The sequence below is a fragment of the Enterobacter cloacae complex sp. GF14B genome, assembly GCF_004136805.1.
Taxonomy (GTDB): Bacteria; Pseudomonadota; Gammaproteobacteria; order Enterobacterales; family Enterobacteriaceae; genus Enterobacter; species Enterobacter hormaechei_C.
On sequence record NZ_QFRV01000077.1, the window covers coordinates 1 to 20,071 of the forward strand.

Sequence of the window (20,071 nt, forward strand, 5' to 3'; positions counted from 1 at the left end):
GCCAGCGCCGCCGCGCGTGTCGCCTGCGGCTGATGCACCAGCGTTGCGCGTAAACCGCCTGCCAGTTCCACGATGCGGATGGTCATTATCGTTACAGTTCCCGGGTTTTATAGATAAGCTGAGAACGGGTTCGGTTGCGAAACTGAAGCTGACCGATCTTCATATCACTACAGGCTGCTTCGCGTCGCGCCTCGAGGATTTTATGATGATGCGGCGATTTGCTGCACACCGGATCGGCGTTATCCGCATTCCCGGTGAGCATAAAGGCCTGGCAGCGGCAGCCGCCGAAGTCTTTCTCTTTTTCATCGCAGGAGCGGCACGGCTCCGGCATCCAGTCAAATCCGCGATAGCGGTTGAAGCCGAAAGAGTCATACCAGATGGATTCCAGGCTCTGCTCAAGCACCGAGGGGAATTCCACCGGCAGCTGGCGCGCGCTGTGGCAGGGCAGCGCCGTGCCTTCCGGGGTCACGCTGAGGAAAATCGACCCCCAGCCGCCCATGCAGCCTTTGGGCCGCTCCTCGTAATAATCGGGAGTGACAAACAGCAGGTTGGTCAGATTGCCGCTGGCGGCCATTTTTTGCCGATATTCGGCAACCACGCGTTCCGCGTGGGCAATCTGTTCCCGCGTCGGCAGAAGCCCCTGACGATTAAGGAACGCCCAACCGTAGAACTGGCAGGTGGCAAGTTCGACGTCGTCGGCGTCCAGCTCGATGCACAGTTCGATGATTTTATCGATCTGATCGATATTATGCCGGTGCAGGACGAAATTCAGCACCATCGGGTAATCGCGCGCTTTAACCGCTTTGGCCATCGCCAGCTTCTGCTGGAAGGCTTTTTTATTCCCCGCCAGCGCAGCGTTGAGCACTTCATCGCTGGCCTGGAAGCTAATCTGGATATGGTCCAGACCGGCCTCGCTGAATGCGTCGAGCTTGCTTTCCGTCAGGCCAATTCCCGAGGTGATCAGGTTGGTATAAAAACCGAGATCGCGGGCGGCGCGGATCAGCTCCGGCAGATCTTTACGCGTCAACGGTTCGCCGCCGGAAAAACCTATCTGCACGCTGCCCATCGCCCGCGCCTGGCGGAAAACCTCAATCCACTGTTCGGTGGTCAGCTCCTGATCCTGCCGGGCGAAGTCCAGCGGGTTAGAGCAGTAAGGACACTGTAGCGGACAGCGATAGGTCAGCTCCGCCAGCAGCCACAGCGGTGGATTGACGGCAGGTTTATTCTGGCTCACGGAAAATAACCCACTTCTGTTGATAAGCGATTTGCAGGAATTCTACGACGTCGTCATCCACGCCGCCGGCTTCCGGGAACCGTTCGTTGAGTATGGCAATGATGGCCGCCGCGTCGCGTTGGCCATCGACCAGTTCGAGGATCGCGGCGGCGGTCTCATTGAGTTTAGCCATGCCTTCCGGATAGAGGATGACATGGCTGTCCTGAGCGGCTTCCCATTGCAGGCGATAGCCGCGACGAAAGGCGACGATGGAGTTTTTTTGCATGCTTATACCAGTCGGGTTGTGTGCCAGGCCGCTTTGTCGGTGACCGTGTGATAAGGCGGACGCTGTAGCGCGTAGGCCATGGTCATCGCGTCGAGCATCGACCACAGGATATCGAGTTTGAACTGAAGGATCTCCAGCATCCGATTCTGCTTTTCCGCGCTATCGCAATAACGCTTCGCCAGCTCCAGACCATGTTCAACGTCGCGGCTGGCCTGGCTGAGGCGGCTGCGGAAATAAAAATAGCCTTCCTCTTTGATCCACGGGTAGTGCTGTGGCCAGCTGTCGAGACGCGACTGATGGATTTGCGGGGCGAACAGTTCGGTGAGCGAACTGCATGCAGCCTCCTGCCAGTTGGCGCGGCGGGCGAAGTTAACGTAAGCGTCGACGGCGAAACGGACGCCGGGCAGCACGTGGCGTTCGCTGATTAAGTCCTCGCGGCTGAGCCCCACGGCTTCGCCCAGCTGTAGCCAGGCTTCGATACCGCCGTCATGACCGTTGCTGCCGTCGTGATCGAGGATCCGCTGCACCCATTTGCGACGCGTGTGCGGATCCGGGCAGTTCGCCATAATTGCCGCGTCTTTCAGTGGGATCGTCGTCTGGTAGTAAAACCGGTTCGCCACCCAGCCCTGGATCTGCTCGCGGCTGGCCTCGCCGTTATGCATCGCGATATGGTACGGATGGTGAATATGATAGTAGGCGCCTTTCGCCCGAAGGGCGTGCTCAAACTCTTGCGGCGAGAGCGTTTCGCGAATGTGCATAGTTAGTCCTGAAGCGTGATGTTCATCCCGTCCCAGCTCACTTCTATTCCCTGCTGCGCGAGGGCGTGACGCTGCGGCGACTGCTCGTTAAGGATCGGGTTGGTGTTATTAATGTGGATCAGAATCTTGCGCTTTGCCGGCAGCGAGGCCAGCAGCGCCATCATGCCGTGTTCATCGCCGAGCGCCAGATGGCCCATGTCGCGGCCGGTATTGCGCCCGACGCCGGTGGCCTGGAGTTCATCGTCCTGCCAGACGGTGCCGTCAATCAGCAGACAGTCCGCTTTTTTAAGCCACGGCAGGATGGCGTCATCGGGTTCACCGAGACCCGGTGCGTAGAACAGCGTCTGACCGTTGCGGCGGTTTTCGATAAACAGCGCCACGTTATGCCCCGGCAGCGGGCGGTCGCGCCACGGCGAATAGGGCGGCGCGTTACTGGCGATGGGGACAGCGGTAAACTGCAAATCAGGGCAGGCTTCCACGCTAAAGGCGGTGAGCGGCGCGATCGGGTGATGAATCAGGCCGCCGTTCCAGTGCCGGAGCATGGTAAAAATCGGGAATCCGCTGGAAAGATCTTCATGCACCTCCGGCGTACACCATACCTGATGCGGGCACCCCTCGCGCAGGCTGAGCAGCCCGGTGGTGTGGTCAATCTGGCTATCGGTGAGAATAATGCCGCCAATATGCGTGCCGCGCAGAACCTCTTTCTTATTCAGTTCTGGCGTATGGGCAATCTGCTGGCTGATATCGGGGGAGGCGTTACACAGCACCCACTCTTTGCCGTTATCGCTGACGATGATCGACGACTGGGTGCGAGGGGTCGCCTGAAGGGTACCGTCGCGCAAACCCTGACAGTTGGCGCAGTTACAGTTCCACTGGGGGAAACCACCGCCAGCGGCGGAACCGAGGACTTTAATAAACATGAAGATGGGCCAGGTAGTCAAACAAAAATGCCCGCACGGATGGCGGGCAGAGCGATTAGCGGTTGGAAATGTACAGGGTCACTTCCAGGCCAAGACGTAAATCAATAAAAGCAGGTTTCTTCCACATCGTTTTTTCCTCTTTAAAATTCAGCACCAACGCCATTGTTTGTGCCAGTTTTGTGATGGTCATCAAATAATGCGTCACTGGAGGGCAAAGCTCAACCCGAAAGATGTAAGGAATTAACTTAATGTTTACAACGTAACCTATTGTTGCCAAACATTTTGCAATACCTTTTGCCAGTTACCCCACAGCAGCTTATTCAGCACAAATTGATCATAGCCGCTGTCACGCAACGCGCTGATTAGCCGTGGTAAACCACTCACATCTTGTAGGTCATCAGGCAACGTAATGCCGTCAAAATCGGAGCCCAGCGCGACATGATCGTCACCCATGATGTTAATAAGATAGTCGATATGGCGAACAATCGTACTCAGCGGGGTATCGCTATCGCGTTTACCGTCGGCGCGCAGAAACGCGTTGCCGAAATTGACGCCAGCCACGCCGCCGCTGTCGCGGATAGCCAGCAGCTGCCGATCGGTCAGATTGCGCGGTTGCGGGCACAGCGTATGGGCGTTGGAGTGGGTGGCGACCAGCGGTGATGAGGAATGACGAGCGGTATCCCAGAACGCCTTTTCATTCATATGCGAAACGTCAATCAGCATGTTCAGGGCGTTAGCGTGCTTAATGAGGGCGATACCCTCTGCGGTAAGCCCTGGGCCGCTGTCCGGGCTGCCGGGAAACGCCCCGTTAATGCCGGTGCCAAAACGGTTAGCAATGTTCCAGAAAGGCCCAATGCTGCGCACCCCGGCGGTATAGAAAGCCTGTAGATCGTCTCCCTCGCCGTCAAAACCGCCCGCGCCCTCAATATGCGCCACCATCGCCAGCACTTTATCCTGACGGCAGCGTTCGATATCCGCCGCGCTCAGGCACAATCGCGCCCGGCCATCGGAGTGGGCGACAAGCTGCTTAAGGATCGTCAGCTGCTGCCAGAGAATGTCGACCGGCTGCCACGGCTCGCTGGCGTATTGTGGCGCCATGCGGGCGATATACTCCTGCGGCGGCACGAACAGCGCGAACAGCCCGCCGGAAAATCCGCCTTGCTGCATGCGTGGATAATCGAGATGTCCCTTCTCAATGCCGGAGAAGAAGGCCGTTACCGGATCCTGGCGATGGTGAAGCCATAAATTAAGCAACAGGTCATTGTGACCATCAAAAATCGCCATAGCGCATCCCACTGTCTTTTATTGCTGCGAAAGTTGCCTGGCACGATAACCGATTTGTCCGGTCCGGCAAGGGGAAAATTACAACTTAGCAGCAATTGTTAATATCACTTAACAGTGAGGAGATCCGCAAAGCGGGTGGTGTAGCGGGGTGAAAGCATTTCCCGTTTCATCTGCCACGGCTGCTGTATACCCTGTCCCGCGAAGTAAAGCGTGCCACGGCCATTTTCAGCATTCAGATGGTCTAATACATCCATTAACTTTTGGCTGTTTTTCCTGGGGGCGTTGTCGTCAAACAGATTAAGTTGCGCGACGCCCTGGCTATAAAAATCTCCCAGCATCACTCCGGCTTTCTGGTACCGATGGCCGTTCTTCCAGACCGCATCCAGACAACGAACTGATGCGCCGATAATATCCCGGCTATCCTGGGTTGGGGTGAGCAGTTTTACCGACGCGCTATTGCCATAATATGGCTCGTTAAGCGCGAAGGGCGAGGTTTTAACAAATACGGAGATAAAGCGGCAATGCTGATGCTCATTGCGAAGTTTTTCTGCTGCCCGGGCGGCATAACTACAGATGGCCTGGCGTACATCGTCATATTCGGTGATGCGTTCGCCAAACGAGCGCGAACAGACGATTTCTTGCTTTACCGGGGCAAACTCTTCCAGTTCAAGACACGGTTCGCCCCGTAATTCACGCACCGTTCTCTCCAGCACGACATTGAAATGTTTTCTTATGAACCGGATATCGGTGTCTGCCAGTTGCAGGACGGTCTTAATCCCCATCATCTCAAGCTTCTTCGCTATGCGACGTCCTACACCCCAAACGTCTTCGACGGGTAGCGCCGCCATCAGCTTTCTCTGACGATCCACATTGGATAAATCAACAACGCCTCCCGTCTGGCGCTGCCAGCGTTTTGCCGCGTGATTTGCCAGTTTCGCCAGCGTCTTTGTGGGTGCGATGCCCACCCCGACGGTCAGATGGGTGCGTTGCAGTACGGTCGCTCTCATTTCATGCCCAAAATCGGAAAGATCGCGACAATTACGCACCCCGGTAAGATCGCAAAAGATCTCATCAATGGAGTATATTTCGCTACGAGGCGACATCTCTTCAAGCGTGTTCATTACCCGGTTGGACATATCCGCGTAAAGTTCATAATTACTGCTGAAACAAACCACGCCATGATGCCTGAAGCGATCTTTCTGTTTGAAGTACGGTTCACCCATTTTCACAAAGGGTTTGGCTTCAGCGGAGCGAGAGATGACGCACCCATCGTTATTGGACAACACGACCACCGGTCGTCCCTTCAGGTCCGGGCGAAAAACCGTTTCACAGGAAGCATAGAAAGCGTTCACATCACACAGTGCAAACATGGTCAGCTCGCTCTGGTATCGCCAGGTGGGGTGAAAAACTGCATTATGATCACCGTTAATAAATACTGTATTTATATACAGTATTGTATATTGATAGCAAAGATCAAGGGGGAACGGGGAGTGACGTCGTACGGGTGCAGGAGGGCGAGGGTTATGTCCAGAATGGCGGCGAGGCAAATCTGGCGGAAAGGGTATTTAATGAAATGTTTAAGGAATATAAGTGCCCATACGGCAGGTATGGGCAGTGAAGCCGTCGATATTACTTCTTCTTGTCCATCATCGCCTTGAGATCGGCAAAGGGGTTAAACGTGGCGACACCCACGTCTTTTTGCGCATCCTCACCCGCGACAACGGTGGTGCCATACTGATCCGCTTCGGTGTACTTCGAGTGTTCGTGATCGTGACAAAACAGGCACAACAGCTCCCAGTTACTGCCATCTTCCGGGTTATTGGTGTGATCGTGGTCGATATGGTGAACCGTGAGTTCACGAAGATTTGAATAAACAAACTCACGCGAGCAGCGTCCACAAACCCAGGGGTAGATTTTTAGCGCTTTTTCACGGTAGCCGCTTTCCAGCCGTGCGTAGTTTTTGGGGATCAGAGCCATTGCTGATGTTACCTGTTAAAAAGAGAATAATTCACACTATATCCCATTATGAGATGTCAGGAGAATGCCTCCTCTGCGGGAAGGCAGCGTGCGATTTGCGTATTTCTGTCAGTTTATTTGAAGCATTCCGTTAAATAATCACCATTTATTCTCATTCGTTAATGCGTAGAGTAGGGATAACGCAATGCTTTATCAGGATACTCCACTATGAAAAAGATCGGATTTTTGTCGTTTGGTCACTGGACGCCGTCACCCCAGTCCGGCACGCGAACCGCGGCTGACACGCTGCTACAGTCCATCGATCTGGCGGTCGCCGCCGAAGAGCTGGGCGCGGACGGGGCTTATTTCCGTGTGCATCACTTTGCCCGCCAGCTCAGTTCGCCATTCCCCTTGCTGGCTGCAATAGGCGCGAAAACCAAACGCATCGAAATCGGGACGGGCGTGATCGACATGCGGTATGAAAATCCGCTGTATATGGCGGAAGATGCTGGCGCGGCAGATCTCATCTCCGGCGGGCGATTACAGCTTGGTATCAGCCGGGGCTCCCCGGAGCAGGTGATTGATGGCTGGCGTTATTTTGGTTACGTGCCGCAGGAAGGGGAAAACGAATCAGATATGGCGCGCCGCCACACTGAGGTACTGCTTGATGTATTACGCGGTGAAGGGTTTGCAAAGCCTAACCCACAGCCGATGTTCCCAAACCCGCCGGGATTGTTGCGTCTGGAGCCGCATTCAGAAGGCTTACGCGATCGTATCTGGTGGGGGGCTGGCTCTAATGCAACGGCAGTATGGGCGGCAAAACTGGGGATGAACCTGCAAAGCTCAACGCTGAAAGATGATGAAACCGGCGAGCCGTTCCATATTCAGCAGGCAAAACAGATCCGTGCCTACCGACAGGCCTGGGCTGAGGCAGGGCATACCCGTCAGCCACGCGTTTCGGTCAGCCGCAGTATTTTTGCCCTGATGGACGATCGCGACCGGATGTATTTCGGTTCAAGCCGCAATGAGAGCGACAGCGTGGGCTATCTGGATGAGAAAACGCGGGCCATTTTCGGACGCAGCTATGCCGCAGAGCCAGACAAGCTGATTGAACAGTTGAAAAAGGATGAAGCGATCGCGGAAGCGGATACGCTGTTACTTACCGTGCCGAATCAGCTGGGCGTGGAATACAACGCACATGTGATCGAGTCCATCCTGAAACATGTCGCACCGGAAATGGGATGGCGCGATCGCAATGCTTAATCTGGCCCTCTGGTATCGCCGGTTTGGTGAGCCTGAATCGGTACTGCAAGCGGAAACTACACCATTGTCGCCGCGACAGCCGGGAGAGATACGTGTGCGCATGCTTTTTTCCCCGGTGAACGCCTCTGATCTCATCCCCATCACCGGAGCATATCGCCATCGCACGCCGCTGCCTGCGATAGCCGGTTATGAAGGGGTCGGAATAGTGACCGAAACGCCCGCCGCTTATCCGGCGCTGCTGGGCAAGCGGGTCCTGCCGTTACGGGGGCAGGGAACCTGGCAGCGCTATGTCGACTGCCCGGCGGCGTATGCGGTTCCCGTCCCGGACGACGTCGACTCGCTACTTGCCGCGCGGGCGTATATCAACCCGCTTGCCGCACAGATGATGCTGGACCGCTATCCTCCGGTCGGGAAAACGGTGCTGCTCACCGCTGCCGGTTCTGACTGCGCCGTTCTGCTCGGGCAATGGGCACGCCAGGCGGGTGCGGAGGCGGTTTACGGGATCCATCGTTCGCCCGTGCACGCTCAACGTCTGGCTGAAATGGGTATCGTCCCGATTGCGCAACATGATACGACCGCCGTCAACGCTGCCGCCGCGCAAGCGGAGGTGGTGTACGACGCCACGGGCGGCAGTCTGGCGGAGACGATCCTGAGCGTGATGCCCGAAACCGGCACCTTTGTCTGCTACGGGCTACTCTCCGGGCAGACCTTCCGGCAGCAGCGGCCGTTGCCGCGCGTGGCGTGGTTTCACATTCGTAACTATCTGGACGCGCTGAGCGCTGAGGCGTGGCAGGCGGAGTTTCGGCGCATCTGGCCTAAACTGCGCGCCAGCCAGTGCAGCGATGTCACCCTCTACCCGCTGTCGGAATGGCAGCGGGCAGTGGGCAACTATCGCGAAGCGGGAAGAACGGGTAAGCCCATGCTGTCGATGGACAATTAATCGGCCTTATGGCTCATGTCGCTCAGCAGTACAGCGATACTTTGTCCACCGGCGGTCTGCTCCAGGCCAATTTTGACAATAATTGTCAGCGGAACGGAGAGCAGCATGCCGACAGGCCCGAGCAGCCAGCCCCAGAAAATCAGGGACAGGAACACAACAAGGGTTGAAAGCCCCAGCCCGCGTCCCATTATCCGTGGTTCGAGAATGTTCCCGAAGACAAGGTTAATCACCAGATAGCCTGCCAGCAGAATCAGGGCATCATACAAACCGCTGAAAACCAGCACCTGAAGGATAGGGGGGATCGCCGCCAGCACGGAGCCGATGTTAGGAATATAGTTGAGCGCAAAGGCCAGCAGCCCCCAGACAAAGGCAAAACGCACATCCAGCGCGGCGAGCATCCCCCAGACCACTAATCCCGTCACCAGGCTGATGGCCGTTTTCAGCACCAGATAGCGTGAAACGCTGTCGAGCGCGCGCTGAATGGCGCCCATTCCCTCTACCGGACGCACCATGATGTGCTGGAGCTTTGCAGGCAGCTGTGGAACTTCCAGCAGCATAAACACAACCGTCAGGAACAGCAGGAAAATCGAGGTCATGGCGTTGGAGAGTTGTGCCAGCAGGCTGGTGACAATCGTCATGGCGGCATTCGGATCGATATATTTAAGCAGTTCCTCAACCGAGACTTCGATACCCGCGCGTTGCAGCCAGGGTTCAATTTGCAGCAGCGGGGTCGCCAGGGAAGAGCGGTATGTCGGTAGCGTCCGCGCCAGCTCGTTCAGGGAGGTTCCCAGATAGGCGACTAACAGCACCATCGCAACGATAATAATACTGATAAGCAGGCTTATCGCCAGCACACGCGGGATGCGCAGCCGCACCATTCGCTGCACCAGTGGATTGAGGATCACCGCGATAAAAAGCGCCAGGATAAAAGGCACGATGATATCGGCCGCAAAACGAACGCCGGTCAGAATGATCACCAGCATGCCCAGCATGATGACGATCTTAAGCCCGTTGAGGGTGATAATAGGTTTGGCCATGGACGTTCCTGAACAGTTTTTTATTTATAATAGAGGGGAAAGCGGATTAAAAAAACTAACCAAAATCAAACAGACTGGGTAAAGAAATGAAAAGGCTTTGAGTAAATTCCTGGCTTATGATACAAATCAGGCGTGTTCAACTACCGAGGACAATTTTCATCCGCAAAGACGAGAAGCAACACCGCGGATAATTGTAATTTTATGGACAATTTGTTCAGGACGTATTTTTCAAACAACTCTGCTCTGTTTTCAACCTCCCTCTGCCTGCTTTCTGGTGAGCAACACTGGCGTTCCGCGCTATAGTCACGTCTTCTGCCTGAGCTGGCGCTATGCGCTTAGCTAACTGATTTAATTCCCAATTTTTTGGTTTGCTGTCCGCAGCGAGCCTCGATGGATTATATTCTCAAGCAGGAGAAAAAACATGTTTTACTGGATTTTATTAGCTCTGGCGATCGTCGCTGAAATTACCGGCACCTTGTCGATGAAATGGGCGAGCGTGAGTGATGGCAGCACCGGTTTTATTTTGATGCTGGTCATGATTACGCTTTCCTATATTTTCCTCTCTTTCGCGGTTAAAAAAATCGCGCTGGGCGTGGCATACGCATTGTGGGAAGGTGTTGGTATTTTATTGATTACGCTGTTTAGCGTCATGTTATTTGATGAAACCCTGACGACAATGAAAATTGCCGGGCTGACGACCCTGGTCGCGGGTATCGTGCTGATTAAATCGGGTACACGCAAACCGGCAAAACAGCAGAAGGAGCAGACCCATGCAGCAGTTTGAATGGATCCACGCGGCCTGGCTGGCTTTCGCCATCGTTCTGGAAATTATTGCGAACGTCTTTCTGAAGTTTTCCGACGGTTTTCGTCGCAAAGCCTACGGCCTGTTATCGATTGCCGCGGTTCTGGGGGCGTTTAGCGCCCTGTCGCAGGCGGTGAAAGGCATCGATCTGTCCGTGGCCTATGCGCTGTGGGGTGGCTTCGGTATTGCCGCCACCCTGGCGGCAGGCTGGATTATGTTCGGGCAGCGTTTAAACAATAAAGGCTGGATAGGGCTGGTATTACTGCTCGCCGGCATGATCATGATTAAACTGGCCTGAGTGACCTACTGCTGCGCCAGGGCTTCCAGCCGGTCGCGAAAACCGGTCACCGACAACGCCCGGTTATCGGCGCGCCAGCGGTCTTTCGCCGCTGGCGCAGAACTTTGAACGCCAATCAGCTGCCAGCCGTTATCGGTTTTTAACATCAGCGGCGATCCGCTATCACCCGGTAGCGTATCGCACTGATGCGACAGCACGCTGTTTTGCGCCCAACCCGTCACCACGCAGTCCGTATGGGTGTACAGCGAATCGAGGTGATCAACAGGGTAGCCTGACTGCGTTACTTTTCGATCGGCGGCTTTCAGGGCGGCGGTGAGCGCGGCTTTATCGCCATCAAAGAGCGGCAGCGGGGTGATCCCGGACGGCGGATAACGTAAAACGATCAGCCCGAAATCCCAGGAGGCCGCCCCGGGCGGCACAATCCAGCCATCACCATCCGGTTTCAGGCGTTTGCCAAGCGACGGATCCACCCGCCCCTCAATACCGTGAATTTCGTAGCGCCATATTCCTTTTTGCGACACAAAGCGCAGGGCGATCGCTTTATCCGGTTTGCCTTCAGGCGGCATTAACAGGCAATGACCCGCCGTCAGCGCAAGGCGTGGCGTAATGAGGGTTGCAGTACATAAATTGCCGCTGGCGGTTTCCAGTTGCCCGATGGCATCCCAGGGCGATTCGGTAGGATCGGTGACACGCGTACGATCGTCATGACCAAAAAACAGCGTCTTTACCTCTTTGGCGCTAATGGCGTCATCGTCGCCATCATCCGCATGTGAAAAGCCAGCAAAAAGGCTAAACGTTCCCAGTAACAACACAACAGATTTACGCATATCACACTCTGGTGGGGGGTAATTATGATTATTAAAAGTGATCCCTATAAAAATACTATAGACGCGACGGCGAGAAAGTGGGAGTAAAATCAGCGTGCTACATTCAGGAAAGATAAAAGTGGCTGGCGATGAGCGCGCATAAAATTAGCAGGATAAGAATGAACTCAAACCGATAGCGCCGCAGCATACGCCCTCCGGATAAAAAAACGGCGCTGACCGCAAACCCGTTCAGCGCCGGTTTACCAACGTGCCCCGAAGGGCACGGTTAAGCTTGTACTCTTACGCTGCTGGCTGTGCAGCAGGTTTAGCCGCTTCGTGTTTTGCTGCTTTTTTGTGATGCTTTTTAGCCGCCTGTGCTTTCTGCTCTACCGCTGGTTTTGCCGCTTTTTTGTGGTGCTTTTTAGCGGCCTGCGCTTTCTGTTCTGCCGCTGGTTTAGCCGCTTTGTGATGTTTTTTATGGTGAACCGTTTTGGCCGGAGCAGCGGTGGAAGCCGCAGGCGCTGCGGTGGCGGTAGTTTCAGCCGCGAATGCAGCGGAAGACAGACCCATAGCAGCGGCAACAACCAGAGCTAATACTTTTTTCATTTTCATACCCTCGAATTTGGTTTTTCATTTAACCCCACTGCGGGGCCGTTGAAATAACTATATCCCTGGAAATTCGGGGTTTCCGTGAGTGATTGGTATCGGCGTGTAACCGTATGTACAACGCCGGGGTGGACCCCCGGCGCGTTCGGTTACAGATAGCGGGACGTCAGGTGTTCGCGGAAGTAGCGGATATTCAGGTCTTCGCCCGTGGCCTGGGTGATGAGCTGCGATGTGCTGAAACGGCTGCCGTGCTGCCAGATATTCTGACGCAGCCAGTCAAACAGTGCTGAGAAATCGCCCCCGGCAATGGATATCTGCAACCCGGGCAGCGCAGTTTTGGCGGCATGGAACAGCTGTGCCGCATACATTGCCCCCAGCGTGTAAGACGGGAAGTAGCCAAAACCGCCGTCGGTCCAGTGGATATCCTGCATACAGCCGTTGCGATAGTTATCTTTGGTGGATAACCCAAGCCAGGCCTGCATTTTCTCATCCCATAACGCGGGAATATCATCGACTTCAATTTCGCCATTGATTAGCGCGCGCTCGATCTCATAGCGCAGCACCACATGCGCCGGATAGCTCACTTCATCCGCATCAACGCGGATGTAGCCCGGCTTCACGCGCTGGTTCCAGGCAATGAAATTCTCTTCGCTGAATGCCGCCTGGCTGCCGAAACGGGCATGAACCGCCGGAAGCAGATGCTTCAGGAAAGCGTCGCTGCGGCCTAGCTGCATTTCAAAGAACAAGCTCTGGGATTCATGGATCGCCGTAGAGCGCGCCAGCGCAACGGGCTGACCGGCCCATGCTCGCGGAAGGTTTTGCTCGTAGCGGGCATGTCCGGTTTCGTGGATCACGCCGAAAAGCGCGCTGAGCAGTTCATCTTCATCGTAACGCGTGGTGATACGCACATCTTCCGGCACGCCGCCGCAGAACGGGTGGGCGCTAACGTCCAGACGACCGCCGTTAAAATCGAAGCCAAGCATTTTCATCGCTTCCAGGCCCAGCTCGCGCTGCGTGGCGGTCGGGAAGGGACCCTGTGGCGGAACGAACGATCGTTGAGCCTGTTTTTCCACAACCTTTGCCAGCAACTCCGGTAGCCAGGACTTCAGATCGCCGAACAGCACATCCAGGCGAGCGCTGGTCATGTCGGGTTCAAAGATATCCAGCAGCGCGTCGTAAGGCGTGCAGCCTTTAGCCTCAGCGCGCAGGCGGGCTTCTTCACGACTGAGTTTCACCACCTCTTTCAGGTTGGCTGAAAAGCCCTGCCAGTCGTTGGCCGGACGCTGAGTGCGCCACGCGTGTTCACACCTGCTGCCCGCCAGCGATTTGGCCTCCACCAGCGATTCCGGCAGTAAAGTTGCCTGCTGGTAGTAGCGCGTCATTTCACGCAGGTTGGCCAGCTCAACGTCGTTCAGATCTTCGTCTGCCGCCGCCGCCAGCCATTCACCCACTTTTTTATCGGTCAGGATCTGATGTTGCAGGACGCTCATCTCCGCCAGCGCTTCACCGCGCGCGGCGCTGCCGCCTGGCGGCATCATGGTGAACATGTCCCAGCTGGCGATGGAGGAGAGGTGAGAGAAGCGGGAGAGGCGCTGGAAGGTTTTTGTAAGAGATTGATAAAAATGGTTATTTTTCATTCTGTGCTCTGGTTGTGTTTGAATGTCATAACGAGCATACAGAGGTTCATATCTGATTAAAACATATGTTACTTATTCAAATGACGTTGATATTCTATGTTATCGAATAATCTGCGCAAATAAATATTGTTGTTTATATTGATTGGGTGAATTATTTGAATGTTGAAAATAGCTCTCATAGTCAAATATAGAAGAGTGCATAGGAATATTCTTACCTGGCGCGATATTCAATGCGTCAAAGTCAATTAATAGGCAACTCTTATAATGAATAAATTTATTTTCTGCGCGATTGCAGCGCCTTTGCTAAGTGGCTGCGCGATGCAACCCGTTCCTTCTCAGTATAGAAATGCCACAATTACCCTTATTGGGCATAGTAAGGCAGAAGCAATGACTGATTTAGGGATACCAACACGTACAATGCCCATCAATGGCAGTCAGACGATGTATCAGTGGGATAGTAATCAGGGGACAACGTCTGTCGGTTCTTTTAGCACTGATACTAATGCTGTGACGGTGAGTGGTTCCAGTTATCAGGGATATGGTAACGGTTTTTCTGGGGGGGCGGTTGGAACATCTGACACCACTGGAAATTATGGCAGTGCTACGGCAACCCATATTTGTGCATTGTCATTATCAATAGATAATAAAACTGATAAAGTACTTTCGGGCACCTTCAATGGAACTGTTGATGAAGCTTGCATGAATCATTTTAGCAATGTTATTACATTGGACCCTAACGCGGTTAATGCTAATAAAGCAGCAATAATGCATAACCAGCATGTAAAAGAGGCTAAAGCAGTGGTGGGTGTATTGGCTATTGTTGGCGCAGGTATTGCCGCTTATAATACTCGTTGATTTAAGTCATTTAAAAAGAAAGGCCATCAAATTTGGCCTTTCGTAATATGCAATATCGTCAGTGCAATTAAATTTAATGCAATCGTTTATGCAGGCTCGCGCCCACCAGCAGTGCCGCGCACAGCATCAGCGCGATAAATCCGCCCACGCCGTTCCAGCCGTAGTTATGCCAGAACACCCCGCCGAGCGTACCGGCTATGCTGGAACCAAGATAGTAACTGAACAGATACAGTGACGAAGCCTGACCTTTAGCGCGGCGCGCGCGTGGGCCAATCCAGCTGCTGGCAACGGAATGCGCGGCAAAGAAGCCCGCAGAGAAGAGCAGCATTCCGGCAAAAATCAGCCACAGGGAAGAGAAAAGCGTCATCAGCAGTCCGAACAGCATCACGGCGGTGGATACCAGCATCACCGGACCACGGCCGAAGCGCGCGGTCATGGCGCCCGCTTTTGGCGAACTCCATGTCCCGGTGAGATATGCCACAGAGAGCAAACCCACTAATGCCTGGCTAAGATGCCACGGTGAAAGCATCAGACGATAGCCAATGTAGTTGAACAGCGTCACGAACGAGCCCATCAGCAGGAAACCGGTCAGGAACAAACGGGGCAGCCCTTGATCGCGCCAGTGCAGGCGAAAGTTGATAAATAACGTTTTCGGACGCAGGGAGGTCGGGCGGAAATGGCGCGATTCCGGCAGGATTTTCCAGAACATCAGCGCCGAAGCGAGGGCGAAGCAGCCGATAACGGCCAGCGCAATGCGCCAGTTAAAGAAATCAGTAAACACACCGCTGAGCAGGCGTCCGCTCATCCCGCCGATAGAGTTCCCGCTAATGTACAGCCCCATGGAGAAGGCCACGAAGCTCGGGTGGATCTCCTCGCTGAGATAGGTCATCCCGACCGCCGCCACGCCGCTCAGGGATAACCCAATCAGCGCGCGCATGACCAGAATGCCGTGCCAGCTGGTCATCATGGTGGACAGCAAGGTACACACGGAGGCCAGCATTAACGCCGTTACCATAACCTGCTTACGCCCGATGGCATCCGAAAGTGGCCCGGTGAACAGCAGACCGATCGCCAGCATCCCGGTTGAAATGGAGAGCGAAATACTGCTGCTGGCTGGCGACACGCCAAATTCATGCGACAGGACCGGTAGGATCGGCTGAACGCAGTAGAGCAGGGCGAAAGTGGCGAGACCCGCTGAGAAGAGCGCCAGCGTGACGCGCATAAACTGGGGGGTACCACGTTTAATAAACTGAACCGGCTGCGGTGCTGCGGGTAAATCATCAATGTCGCTGGCCGGCGCGATATCAACGGTCGTTGTACGGCTCACACATAATCCTTGCTTAAACATCCCCGTGGTTTCTGGTGACGGGTATGACCACAAGATTAGGGTAGGAAAATGTAAATATTCTGTCTAATATATTAATAATCTCAAATGATACTTTAAAAATATGAATATCGAGCTGCGCCATCTACGCTATTTTGTCGCCGTCGCCGAAGAGCTGCATTTTGGTCGTGCGGCGGCAAGGCTGAATATCTCTCAGCCACCGCTAAGCCAGCAGATACAGATCCTGGAGCAGCAGGTCGGGGCGCGTCTGCTGGCGCGAACCAACCGCAGCGTGAGCCTGACGGCGGCGGGAAAACAGTTTCTTGCCGATAGCCGACAGATCCTGAGTATGGTGGAGGACGCCGCCGCCAGAGCGGAACGGCTTTATCTCGGGGAGACGGGAGAGCTGCGCATCGGGTTTACCTCATCGGCCCCCTTTATCAGCGCTGTTTCACAAACGCTATCCTCGTTTCGCCGTAACTTTCCGGATGTGCATATTCAGACGCGCGAAATAAATACTCGCGAGCAGATATCGCCGCTTAACGAAGGAACGCTCGATCTGGGGCTGATGCGTAACACGCAGTTGCCTGATACCCTGGCGTGGCAGGTGATCCTGCGCGAACCGCTGATGGCGATGATCCCCCGGGATCATCCGCTCGCCGCGCAGCACAGCGTCACGCTGGCTGAACTGGCGAAAGAGCCATTTGTCTTTTTTGACCCACAGGTGGGAACCGGGTTGTATGACGATATTCTTGGTTTGATGCGGCGATATGGCCTTGTCCCGACTATCGCGCAGGAGGTGGGGGAAGCCATGACGATCATTGGTCTCGTTGCCGCAGGGCTTGGCGTGTCGATTCTCCCGGCCTCGTTTAAACGGGTACAATTGCCGGAAATGCGCTGGGTGAAGATAGCCGAGCAGGATGCAGTCTCAGAGATGTGGCTGGTGTGGTCTAAACATCATGAACAGAGCCATGCGGCACAGCGTTTCAAAGAACAATTAATTACCGCTTCTCGCGGGCGTTATTTATAGGGAAAAGTGGGCGAAAATGTGCAGTAAATCACATGGCTAAGTAAAAATTTGACGTCAGCCATTGAAGTGCTTCACCATAGCCCTCAGTTTATTTCGAAGCTCGAAAATAAGGGAGTACGAGGTGGTTGCTGATAGTCAGCCAGGGCATATCGATCAGATCAAGCAGACCAACGCGGGCGCCGTTTATCGCCTGATTGATCAGCTTGGTCCGGTTTCGCGTATCGATCTTTCGCGCCTGGCACAACTGGCACCCGCCAGTATTACCAAGATTGTCCGCGAAATGCTGGAAGCCCATCTGGTTCAGGAGACAGAAATTCAGGAGCCGGGCAGTCGTGGCCGTCCGGCGGTAGGGCTGGTGGTGGAAACGGAAGCCTGGCACTACCTGTCGCTGCGGATTAGCCGCGGGGAAATCTTCCTCGCGCTGCGCGACCTCAGCAGCAAGCTGGTGGTGGAAGACCGGCTGGAACTCCCGCTCGATGCAGAGCAACCACTTCTCGATGCCATTCTGACCCACATCGACCAGTTCTTTATTCGTCACCAGCAGCGTCTTGAACGTTTAACGGCGATTGCGATCACCCTGCCGGGAATTATTGATACCGAAAATGGCATTGTGCACCGCATGCCGTTTTATGAAAACGTCAAAGAGATGCCGCTGGGCGACGTGCTGGAAAACCACACCGGTGTACCGGTCTATATTCAGCATGATATCAGCGCCTGGACGATGGCGGAGGCGTTGTTTGGCGCTTCCCGGGGCGCGCGCGACGTGATTCAGGTGGTGATTGATCATAACGTTGGCGCTGGTGTGATTACCGACGGGCGTCTGTTGCATGCTGGCAGCAGTAGCCTGGTGGAGATCGGCCATACGCAGGTCGATCCGTACGGAAAACGCTGCTACTGCGGTAACCATGGCTGTCTGGAGACGATTGCCAGCGTCGAAAGCGTGCTGGAGCTGGCGCAAGTGCGGCTCAGCCAGTCGATGAGCTCCACGCTGCACGGTCAACCGTTAAGCGTCGAGGCACTGTGCGCTGCGGCAAGGCAGGGCGATCTGCTGGCGAAGGACATTATTACCGGCGTGGGCAATAATGTCGGGCGCATTCTGGCCATTATGGTGAATCTGTTTAACCCGCAAAAAATACTGATCGGCTCCCCGCTCAGCCAGGCGGCGGATATCCTCTTTCCGGCGATTTCCGCCTGCATCAATCAGCAGGCGCTTCCCGCGTACAGTAAAAACATCGTGGTCGAAAGTACGCAATTTTCCAACCAGGGCACGATGGCCGGCGCCGCGCTGGTAAAAGATGCGATGTACAACGGCTCGTTACTGATTCGTTTGCTACAGGGCTAACTCTTTTCCAGAGATGTACGAAAAATTGCGCTATCTCAAGCCCGGTAGCGCACGCATCCCGTAGACTTTCCCCACTGAATTATTTACCTGGTTTATATTTTGAAGCATACCCAAGAGGTGGAATGAGTCATGCTTAAGCGTTTCTTTATTACTGGTACGGATACGTCTGTCGGGAAGACAGTCGTATCCCGCGCGTTACTCCAGGCCCTGGCGGCAAGCGGTAAACGCGTTGCAGGATACAAGCCGGTTGCAAAAGGCAGTAAAGAGACGCCAGAAGGGCTGCGCAATAAGGACGCCCTGGTTCTGCAAAGCGTCTCGTCTCTGGAACTGCCTTATGATGCCGTCAATCCTATCGCGTTAAGCGAAGAGGAAAGCAGCGTCGCTCACAGTGGGCTTATCAACTACAGCCTGCTTTCTGATGGCCTGGCAAATCTGAGTGAAAAGGTTGACCACGTTGTCGTTGAAGGGACCGGTGGCTGGCGCAGCCTGATGAACGATTTACGTCCCCTTTCCGAATGGGTGGTGCAGGAGCAATTGCCGGTGATTATGGTCGTGGGCATCCAGGAAGGGTGCATCAACCATGCCTTGCTGACGGCGCAGGCTATCGCTAATGACGGCCTGCCGCTGATTGGTTGGGTGGCGAATCGTATTAACCCGGGCCTTGCGCACTACGCTGAAATCATCGACGTGCTGAGCAAAAAGCTGCCTGGCCCGCTGGTAGGCGAACTGCCTTATCTGCCCCGCGCAGAGCAGCGCGAATTAGCGCACTATATCGATCTCTCGGCTTTCGGCGGTATGCTGGCCGTAGATCGAGTCGTGGCGTAGCGTTCTCGACAATACCGACGCCACAACACAGGCAACCAGCAAACCGGGAAGTAAAAAATACTGCCCGGTCATCTCACAGACCATCAAGGCCGACATGATTGGCGCATGCGTTGTGGCGGCGAGCAGCGTCGCCATTCCCGCCAGCCCAAGCAGGATCGCCGTCTCAGAGCCAGGAAACCACAGCGCAAAGATCTGCGCAAACAGCATTCCCGTTGCCATACCAACGAACAAGGTTGGCGTGAACACGCCTCCCGGCGCGCCGGACCCGCTGCTTGCCAGTACCGCCAGCAGCTTGCAAATAAAGACGCCAGCAATCACCGACAGCAGCGGCGGCGACTGCAAAAACGCCTGAACCACGCTATAGCCATTCCCCCATACTTTTGGCGTCAGCAGCGACAGCAGCCCGACGATCAGACCACCCAGCGCCAGCTGCCACGGCGGTGAGAGTTTGAGACGCAGAAACAGCCTGTGGCTGGCCGCCATCAGCCACATCAGCAGCGGGCCGCAAACGCCAGCCAGCAGGCCCACGCCAACGATCAGGAAATAATCCACCGCCGTAAGCATCTCGCTGAGATGGACATCATATAGCGTATTCGCGCCGGGACTTAACAGGCGGGTGGTCAGCAGGGCCACTACAGCGGCAATCACCACCGGGCCGAGGGAGGCCAGCATCAGCGTGCCAAACAGGATCTCTGCGATAAACAGGCTGCCCGCCAGCGGCGCATGATAGGCGCTGGCCATCCCGGCGGCGGCACCGCAGGCGATCCACAGTTTCCATTCGGATTTTGGCGTACAACGTTGTGCAAAAAAGGAGGCGGCGAGGGCGGCGAGCAGGATCATGGCACCTTCACGGCCGATGGCGCTGCCGCTGGCGACCACCAGCAACGAC

At 55.1% G+C, this 20,071-nt stretch carries 22 protein-coding genes; 8 read left to right on the forward strand and 14 right to left on the reverse strand.

Features of this window, described 5'->3' with window-relative positions:
- Positions 1–91 precede the first annotated feature (91 nt).
- The 8 genes from pqqE to yajD all read right to left on the reverse strand — a co-directional run bounded on the left by pqqE (position 92) and on the right by yajD (position 6,438).
- Entirely contained in the window at positions 92–1,234 is a 1,143-nt protein-coding gene (gene pqqE / locus DD606_RS19865; protein ID WP_023324563.1) for a pyrroloquinoline quinone biosynthesis protein PqqE, read from the reverse strand.
- Positions 1,221–1,499 carry a pyrroloquinoline quinone biosynthesis peptide chaperone PqqD gene (gene pqqD / locus DD606_RS19870; RefSeq protein WP_022651047.1) on the reverse strand — a complete coding sequence of 93 codons (279 nt, stop codon included), beginning with the start codon at positions 1,497–1,499 and terminating at the stop codon, positions 1,221–1,223. Before pqqD ends, pqqE begins: the two co-directional genes overlap by 14 nt.
- A gap of 2 nt (positions 1,500–1,501) precedes the next feature.
- Positions 1,502–2,257, reverse strand: a complete 756-nt coding sequence (gene pqqC / locus DD606_RS19875; RefSeq protein WP_003857506.1) for a pyrroloquinoline-quinone synthase PqqC — start codon at positions 2,255–2,257, stop codon at positions 1,502–1,504.
- A gap of 2 nt (positions 2,258–2,259) precedes the next feature.
- On the reverse strand, positions 2,260–3,177 hold the full coding sequence (gene pqqB / locus DD606_RS19880) for a pyrroloquinoline quinone biosynthesis protein PqqB (RefSeq protein WP_003857504.1): 918 nt from the start codon (positions 3,175–3,177) through the stop codon (positions 2,260–2,262).
- A gap of 55 nt (positions 3,178–3,232) precedes the next feature.
- Entirely contained in the window at positions 3,233–3,304 is a 72-nt protein-coding gene (gene pqqA / locus DD606_RS19885; RefSeq protein WP_002905689.1) for a pyrroloquinoline quinone precursor peptide PqqA, read from the reverse strand.
- A 137-nt stretch (positions 3,305–3,441) separates the two neighbouring features.
- Entirely contained in the window at positions 3,442–4,461 is a 1,020-nt protein-coding gene (locus DD606_RS19890; RefSeq protein ID WP_129259027.1) for a dipeptidase, read from the reverse strand.
- Positions 4,462–4,565: 104 nt separating this feature from the next.
- Entirely contained in the window at positions 4,566–5,831 is a 1,266-nt protein-coding gene (locus DD606_RS19895) for a Y-family DNA polymerase (protein ID WP_003857473.1), read from the reverse strand.
- A 259-nt stretch (positions 5,832–6,090) separates the two neighbouring features.
- Positions 6,091–6,438 carry an HNH nuclease YajD gene (gene yajD / locus DD606_RS19900; protein ID WP_003857471.1) on the reverse strand — a complete coding sequence of 116 codons (348 nt, stop codon included), beginning with the start codon at positions 6,436–6,438 and terminating at the stop codon, positions 6,091–6,093.
- A gap of 207 nt (positions 6,439–6,645) precedes the next feature.
- Here yajD and DD606_RS19905 point away from each other — a divergent pair, with 207 nt between their 5' ends.
- Entirely contained in the window at positions 6,646–7,680 is a 1,035-nt protein-coding gene (locus DD606_RS19905; RefSeq protein ID WP_032609085.1) for an LLM class flavin-dependent oxidoreductase, read from the forward strand.
- The gene (locus tag DD606_RS19910; protein WP_017384558.1) at positions 7,673–8,620 is read left to right on the forward strand and encodes a zinc-dependent alcohol dehydrogenase family protein; all 948 of its coding nucleotides are present in this window, start codon (positions 7,673–7,675) and stop codon (positions 8,618–8,620) included. The genes DD606_RS19905 and DD606_RS19910 overlap by 8 nt, the downstream gene beginning before the upstream one ends.
- Here DD606_RS19910 and DD606_RS19915 read toward each other — a convergent pair.
- Entirely contained in the window at positions 8,617–9,657 is a 1,041-nt protein-coding gene (locus DD606_RS19915; RefSeq protein WP_003857467.1) for an AI-2E family transporter, read from the reverse strand. The two genes, DD606_RS19910 and DD606_RS19915, sit on opposite strands and share 4 nt — an antisense overlap.
- 421 nt (positions 9,658–10,078) lie before the next feature.
- On the opposite strand from DD606_RS19915, the gene mdtJ reads away from it, so the two are divergent.
- Positions 10,079–10,441 carry a multidrug/spermidine efflux SMR transporter subunit MdtJ gene (gene mdtJ, locus DD606_RS19920; RefSeq protein ID WP_003857465.1) on the forward strand — a complete coding sequence of 121 codons (363 nt, stop codon included), beginning with the start codon at positions 10,079–10,081 and terminating at the stop codon, positions 10,439–10,441.
- Positions 10,428–10,757: a multidrug/spermidine efflux SMR transporter subunit MdtI gene (gene mdtI, locus DD606_RS19925; RefSeq protein ID WP_003857463.1), complete on the forward strand. Its 330-nt coding sequence runs from the start codon at positions 10,428–10,430 to the stop codon at positions 10,755–10,757. Before mdtJ ends, mdtI begins: the two co-directional genes overlap by 14 nt.
- A gap of 5 nt (positions 10,758–10,762) precedes the next feature.
- Here the strand turns inward: mdtI and DD606_RS19930 are convergent, their stop codons facing one another.
- From DD606_RS19930 to DD606_RS19945, 3 genes are all read right to left on the reverse strand, one after another.
- Positions 10,763–11,584 carry a serine protease gene (locus tag DD606_RS19930; protein WP_003857461.1) on the reverse strand — a complete coding sequence of 274 codons (822 nt, stop codon included), beginning with the start codon at positions 11,582–11,584 and terminating at the stop codon, positions 10,763–10,765.
- A 279-nt stretch (positions 11,585–11,863) separates the two neighbouring features.
- Complete coding sequence (gene asr, locus DD606_RS19940) at positions 11,864–12,169, reverse strand: acid resistance repetitive basic protein Asr (protein WP_003857459.1); 306 nt, start codon at positions 12,167–12,169, stop codon at positions 11,864–11,866.
- Positions 12,170–12,318: 149 nt separating this feature from the next.
- Complete coding sequence (locus tag DD606_RS19945) at positions 12,319–13,806, reverse strand: carboxypeptidase M32 (protein ID WP_049126066.1); 1,488 nt, start codon at positions 13,804–13,806, stop codon at positions 12,319–12,321.
- 264 nt (positions 13,807–14,070) lie between these two features.
- Here DD606_RS19945 and DD606_RS19950 point away from each other — a divergent pair, with 264 nt between their 5' ends.
- Positions 14,071–14,661, forward strand: coding sequence for a hypothetical protein (locus DD606_RS19950; RefSeq protein ID WP_123922060.1), 591 nt, complete (start codon positions 14,071–14,073; stop codon positions 14,659–14,661).
- A gap of 73 nt (positions 14,662–14,734) precedes the next feature.
- Here the strand turns inward: DD606_RS19950 and DD606_RS19955 are convergent, their stop codons facing one another.
- The gene (locus tag DD606_RS19955; protein WP_017384556.1) at positions 14,735–15,988 is read right to left on the reverse strand and encodes an MFS transporter; all 1,254 of its coding nucleotides are present in this window, start codon (positions 15,986–15,988) and stop codon (positions 14,735–14,737) included.
- 121 nt (positions 15,989–16,109) lie between these two features.
- On the opposite strand from DD606_RS19955, the gene DD606_RS19960 reads away from it, so the two are divergent.
- The 3 genes from DD606_RS19960 (at position 16,110) to bioD (ending at position 19,182) form a co-directional block, all read left to right on the forward strand.
- Positions 16,110–17,015, forward strand: a complete 906-nt coding sequence (locus tag DD606_RS19960; protein WP_063854971.1) for a LysR family transcriptional regulator — start codon at positions 16,110–16,112, stop codon at positions 17,013–17,015.
- 121 nt (positions 17,016–17,136) lie between these two features.
- Positions 17,137–18,357: a sugar metabolism global transcriptional regulator Mlc gene (mlc, locus tag DD606_RS19965; protein ID WP_032658277.1), complete on the forward strand. Its 1,221-nt coding sequence runs from the start codon at positions 17,137–17,139 to the stop codon at positions 18,355–18,357.
- Between the two features lie 129 nt (positions 18,358–18,486).
- Positions 18,487–19,182 (forward strand): dethiobiotin synthase, encoded by a 696-nt coding sequence (bioD, locus tag DD606_RS19970; RefSeq protein WP_015570628.1) that lies wholly within the window; start codon positions 18,487–18,489, stop codon positions 19,180–19,182.
- Here the strand turns inward: bioD and clcB are convergent.
- Positions 19,117–20,071 (reverse strand): voltage-gated ClC-type chloride channel ClcB (gene clcB / locus DD606_RS19975; RefSeq protein WP_129259029.1); only part of this gene is annotated, 955 nt, incomplete at its 5' end. The genes bioD and clcB overlap by 66 nt on opposite strands.

What these genes read in the sequence shown, in the direction of transcription:
- pqqD (WP_022651047.1), bottom strand. Translation starts at nt 1,499, where the DNA reads ATGCAAAAAAACTCCATCGTCGCCTTTCGTCGCGGCTATCGCCTGCAA.
- pqqC (WP_003857506.1), bottom strand. Translation starts at nt 2,257, where the DNA reads ATGCACATTCGCGAAACGCTCTCGCCGCAAGAGTTTGAGCACGCCCTT.
- pqqB (WP_003857504.1), bottom strand. Translation starts at nt 3,177, where the DNA reads ATGTTTATTAAAGTCCTCGGTTCCGCCGCTGGCGGTGGTTTCCCCCAG.
- DD606_RS19890 (WP_129259027.1), bottom strand. Translation starts at nt 4,461, where the DNA reads ATGGCGATTTTTGATGGTCACAATGACCTGTTGCTTAATTTATGGCTT.
- DD606_RS19895 (WP_003857473.1), bottom strand. Translation starts at nt 5,831, where the DNA reads ATGTTTGCACTGTGTGATGTGAACGCTTTCTATGCTTCCTGTGAAACG.
- yajD (WP_003857471.1), bottom strand. Translation starts at nt 6,438, where the DNA reads ATGGCTCTGATCCCCAAAAACTACGCACGGCTGGAAAGCGGCTACCGT.
- DD606_RS19905 (WP_032609085.1), top strand. Translation starts at nt 6,646, where the DNA reads ATGAAAAAGATCGGATTTTTGTCGTTTGGTCACTGGACGCCGTCACCC.
- DD606_RS19910 (WP_017384558.1), top strand. Translation starts at nt 7,673, where the DNA reads ATGCTTAATCTGGCCCTCTGGTATCGCCGGTTTGGTGAGCCTGAATCG.
- DD606_RS19915 (WP_003857467.1), bottom strand. Translation starts at nt 9,657, where the DNA reads ATGGCCAAACCTATTATCACCCTCAACGGGCTTAAGATCGTCATCATG.
- mdtJ (WP_003857465.1), top strand. Translation starts at nt 10,079, where the DNA reads ATGTTTTACTGGATTTTATTAGCTCTGGCGATCGTCGCTGAAATTACC.
- mdtI (WP_003857463.1), top strand. Translation starts at nt 10,428, where the DNA reads ATGCAGCAGTTTGAATGGATCCACGCGGCCTGGCTGGCTTTCGCCATC.
- DD606_RS19930 (WP_003857461.1), bottom strand. Translation starts at nt 11,584, where the DNA reads ATGCGTAAATCTGTTGTGTTGTTACTGGGAACGTTTAGCCTTTTTGCT.
- asr (WP_003857459.1), bottom strand. Translation starts at nt 12,169, where the DNA reads ATGAAAAAAGTATTAGCTCTGGTTGTTGCCGCTGCTATGGGTCTGTCT.
- DD606_RS19945 (WP_049126066.1), bottom strand. Translation starts at nt 13,806, where the DNA reads ATGAAAAATAACCATTTTTATCAATCTCTTACAAAAACCTTCCAGCGC.
- DD606_RS19950 (WP_123922060.1), top strand. Translation starts at nt 14,071, where the DNA reads ATGAATAAATTTATTTTCTGCGCGATTGCAGCGCCTTTGCTAAGTGGC.
- DD606_RS19960 (WP_063854971.1), top strand. Translation starts at nt 16,110, where the DNA reads ATGAATATCGAGCTGCGCCATCTACGCTATTTTGTCGCCGTCGCCGAA.
- bioD (WP_015570628.1), top strand. Translation starts at nt 18,487, where the DNA reads ATGCTTAAGCGTTTCTTTATTACTGGTACGGATACGTCTGTCGGGAAG.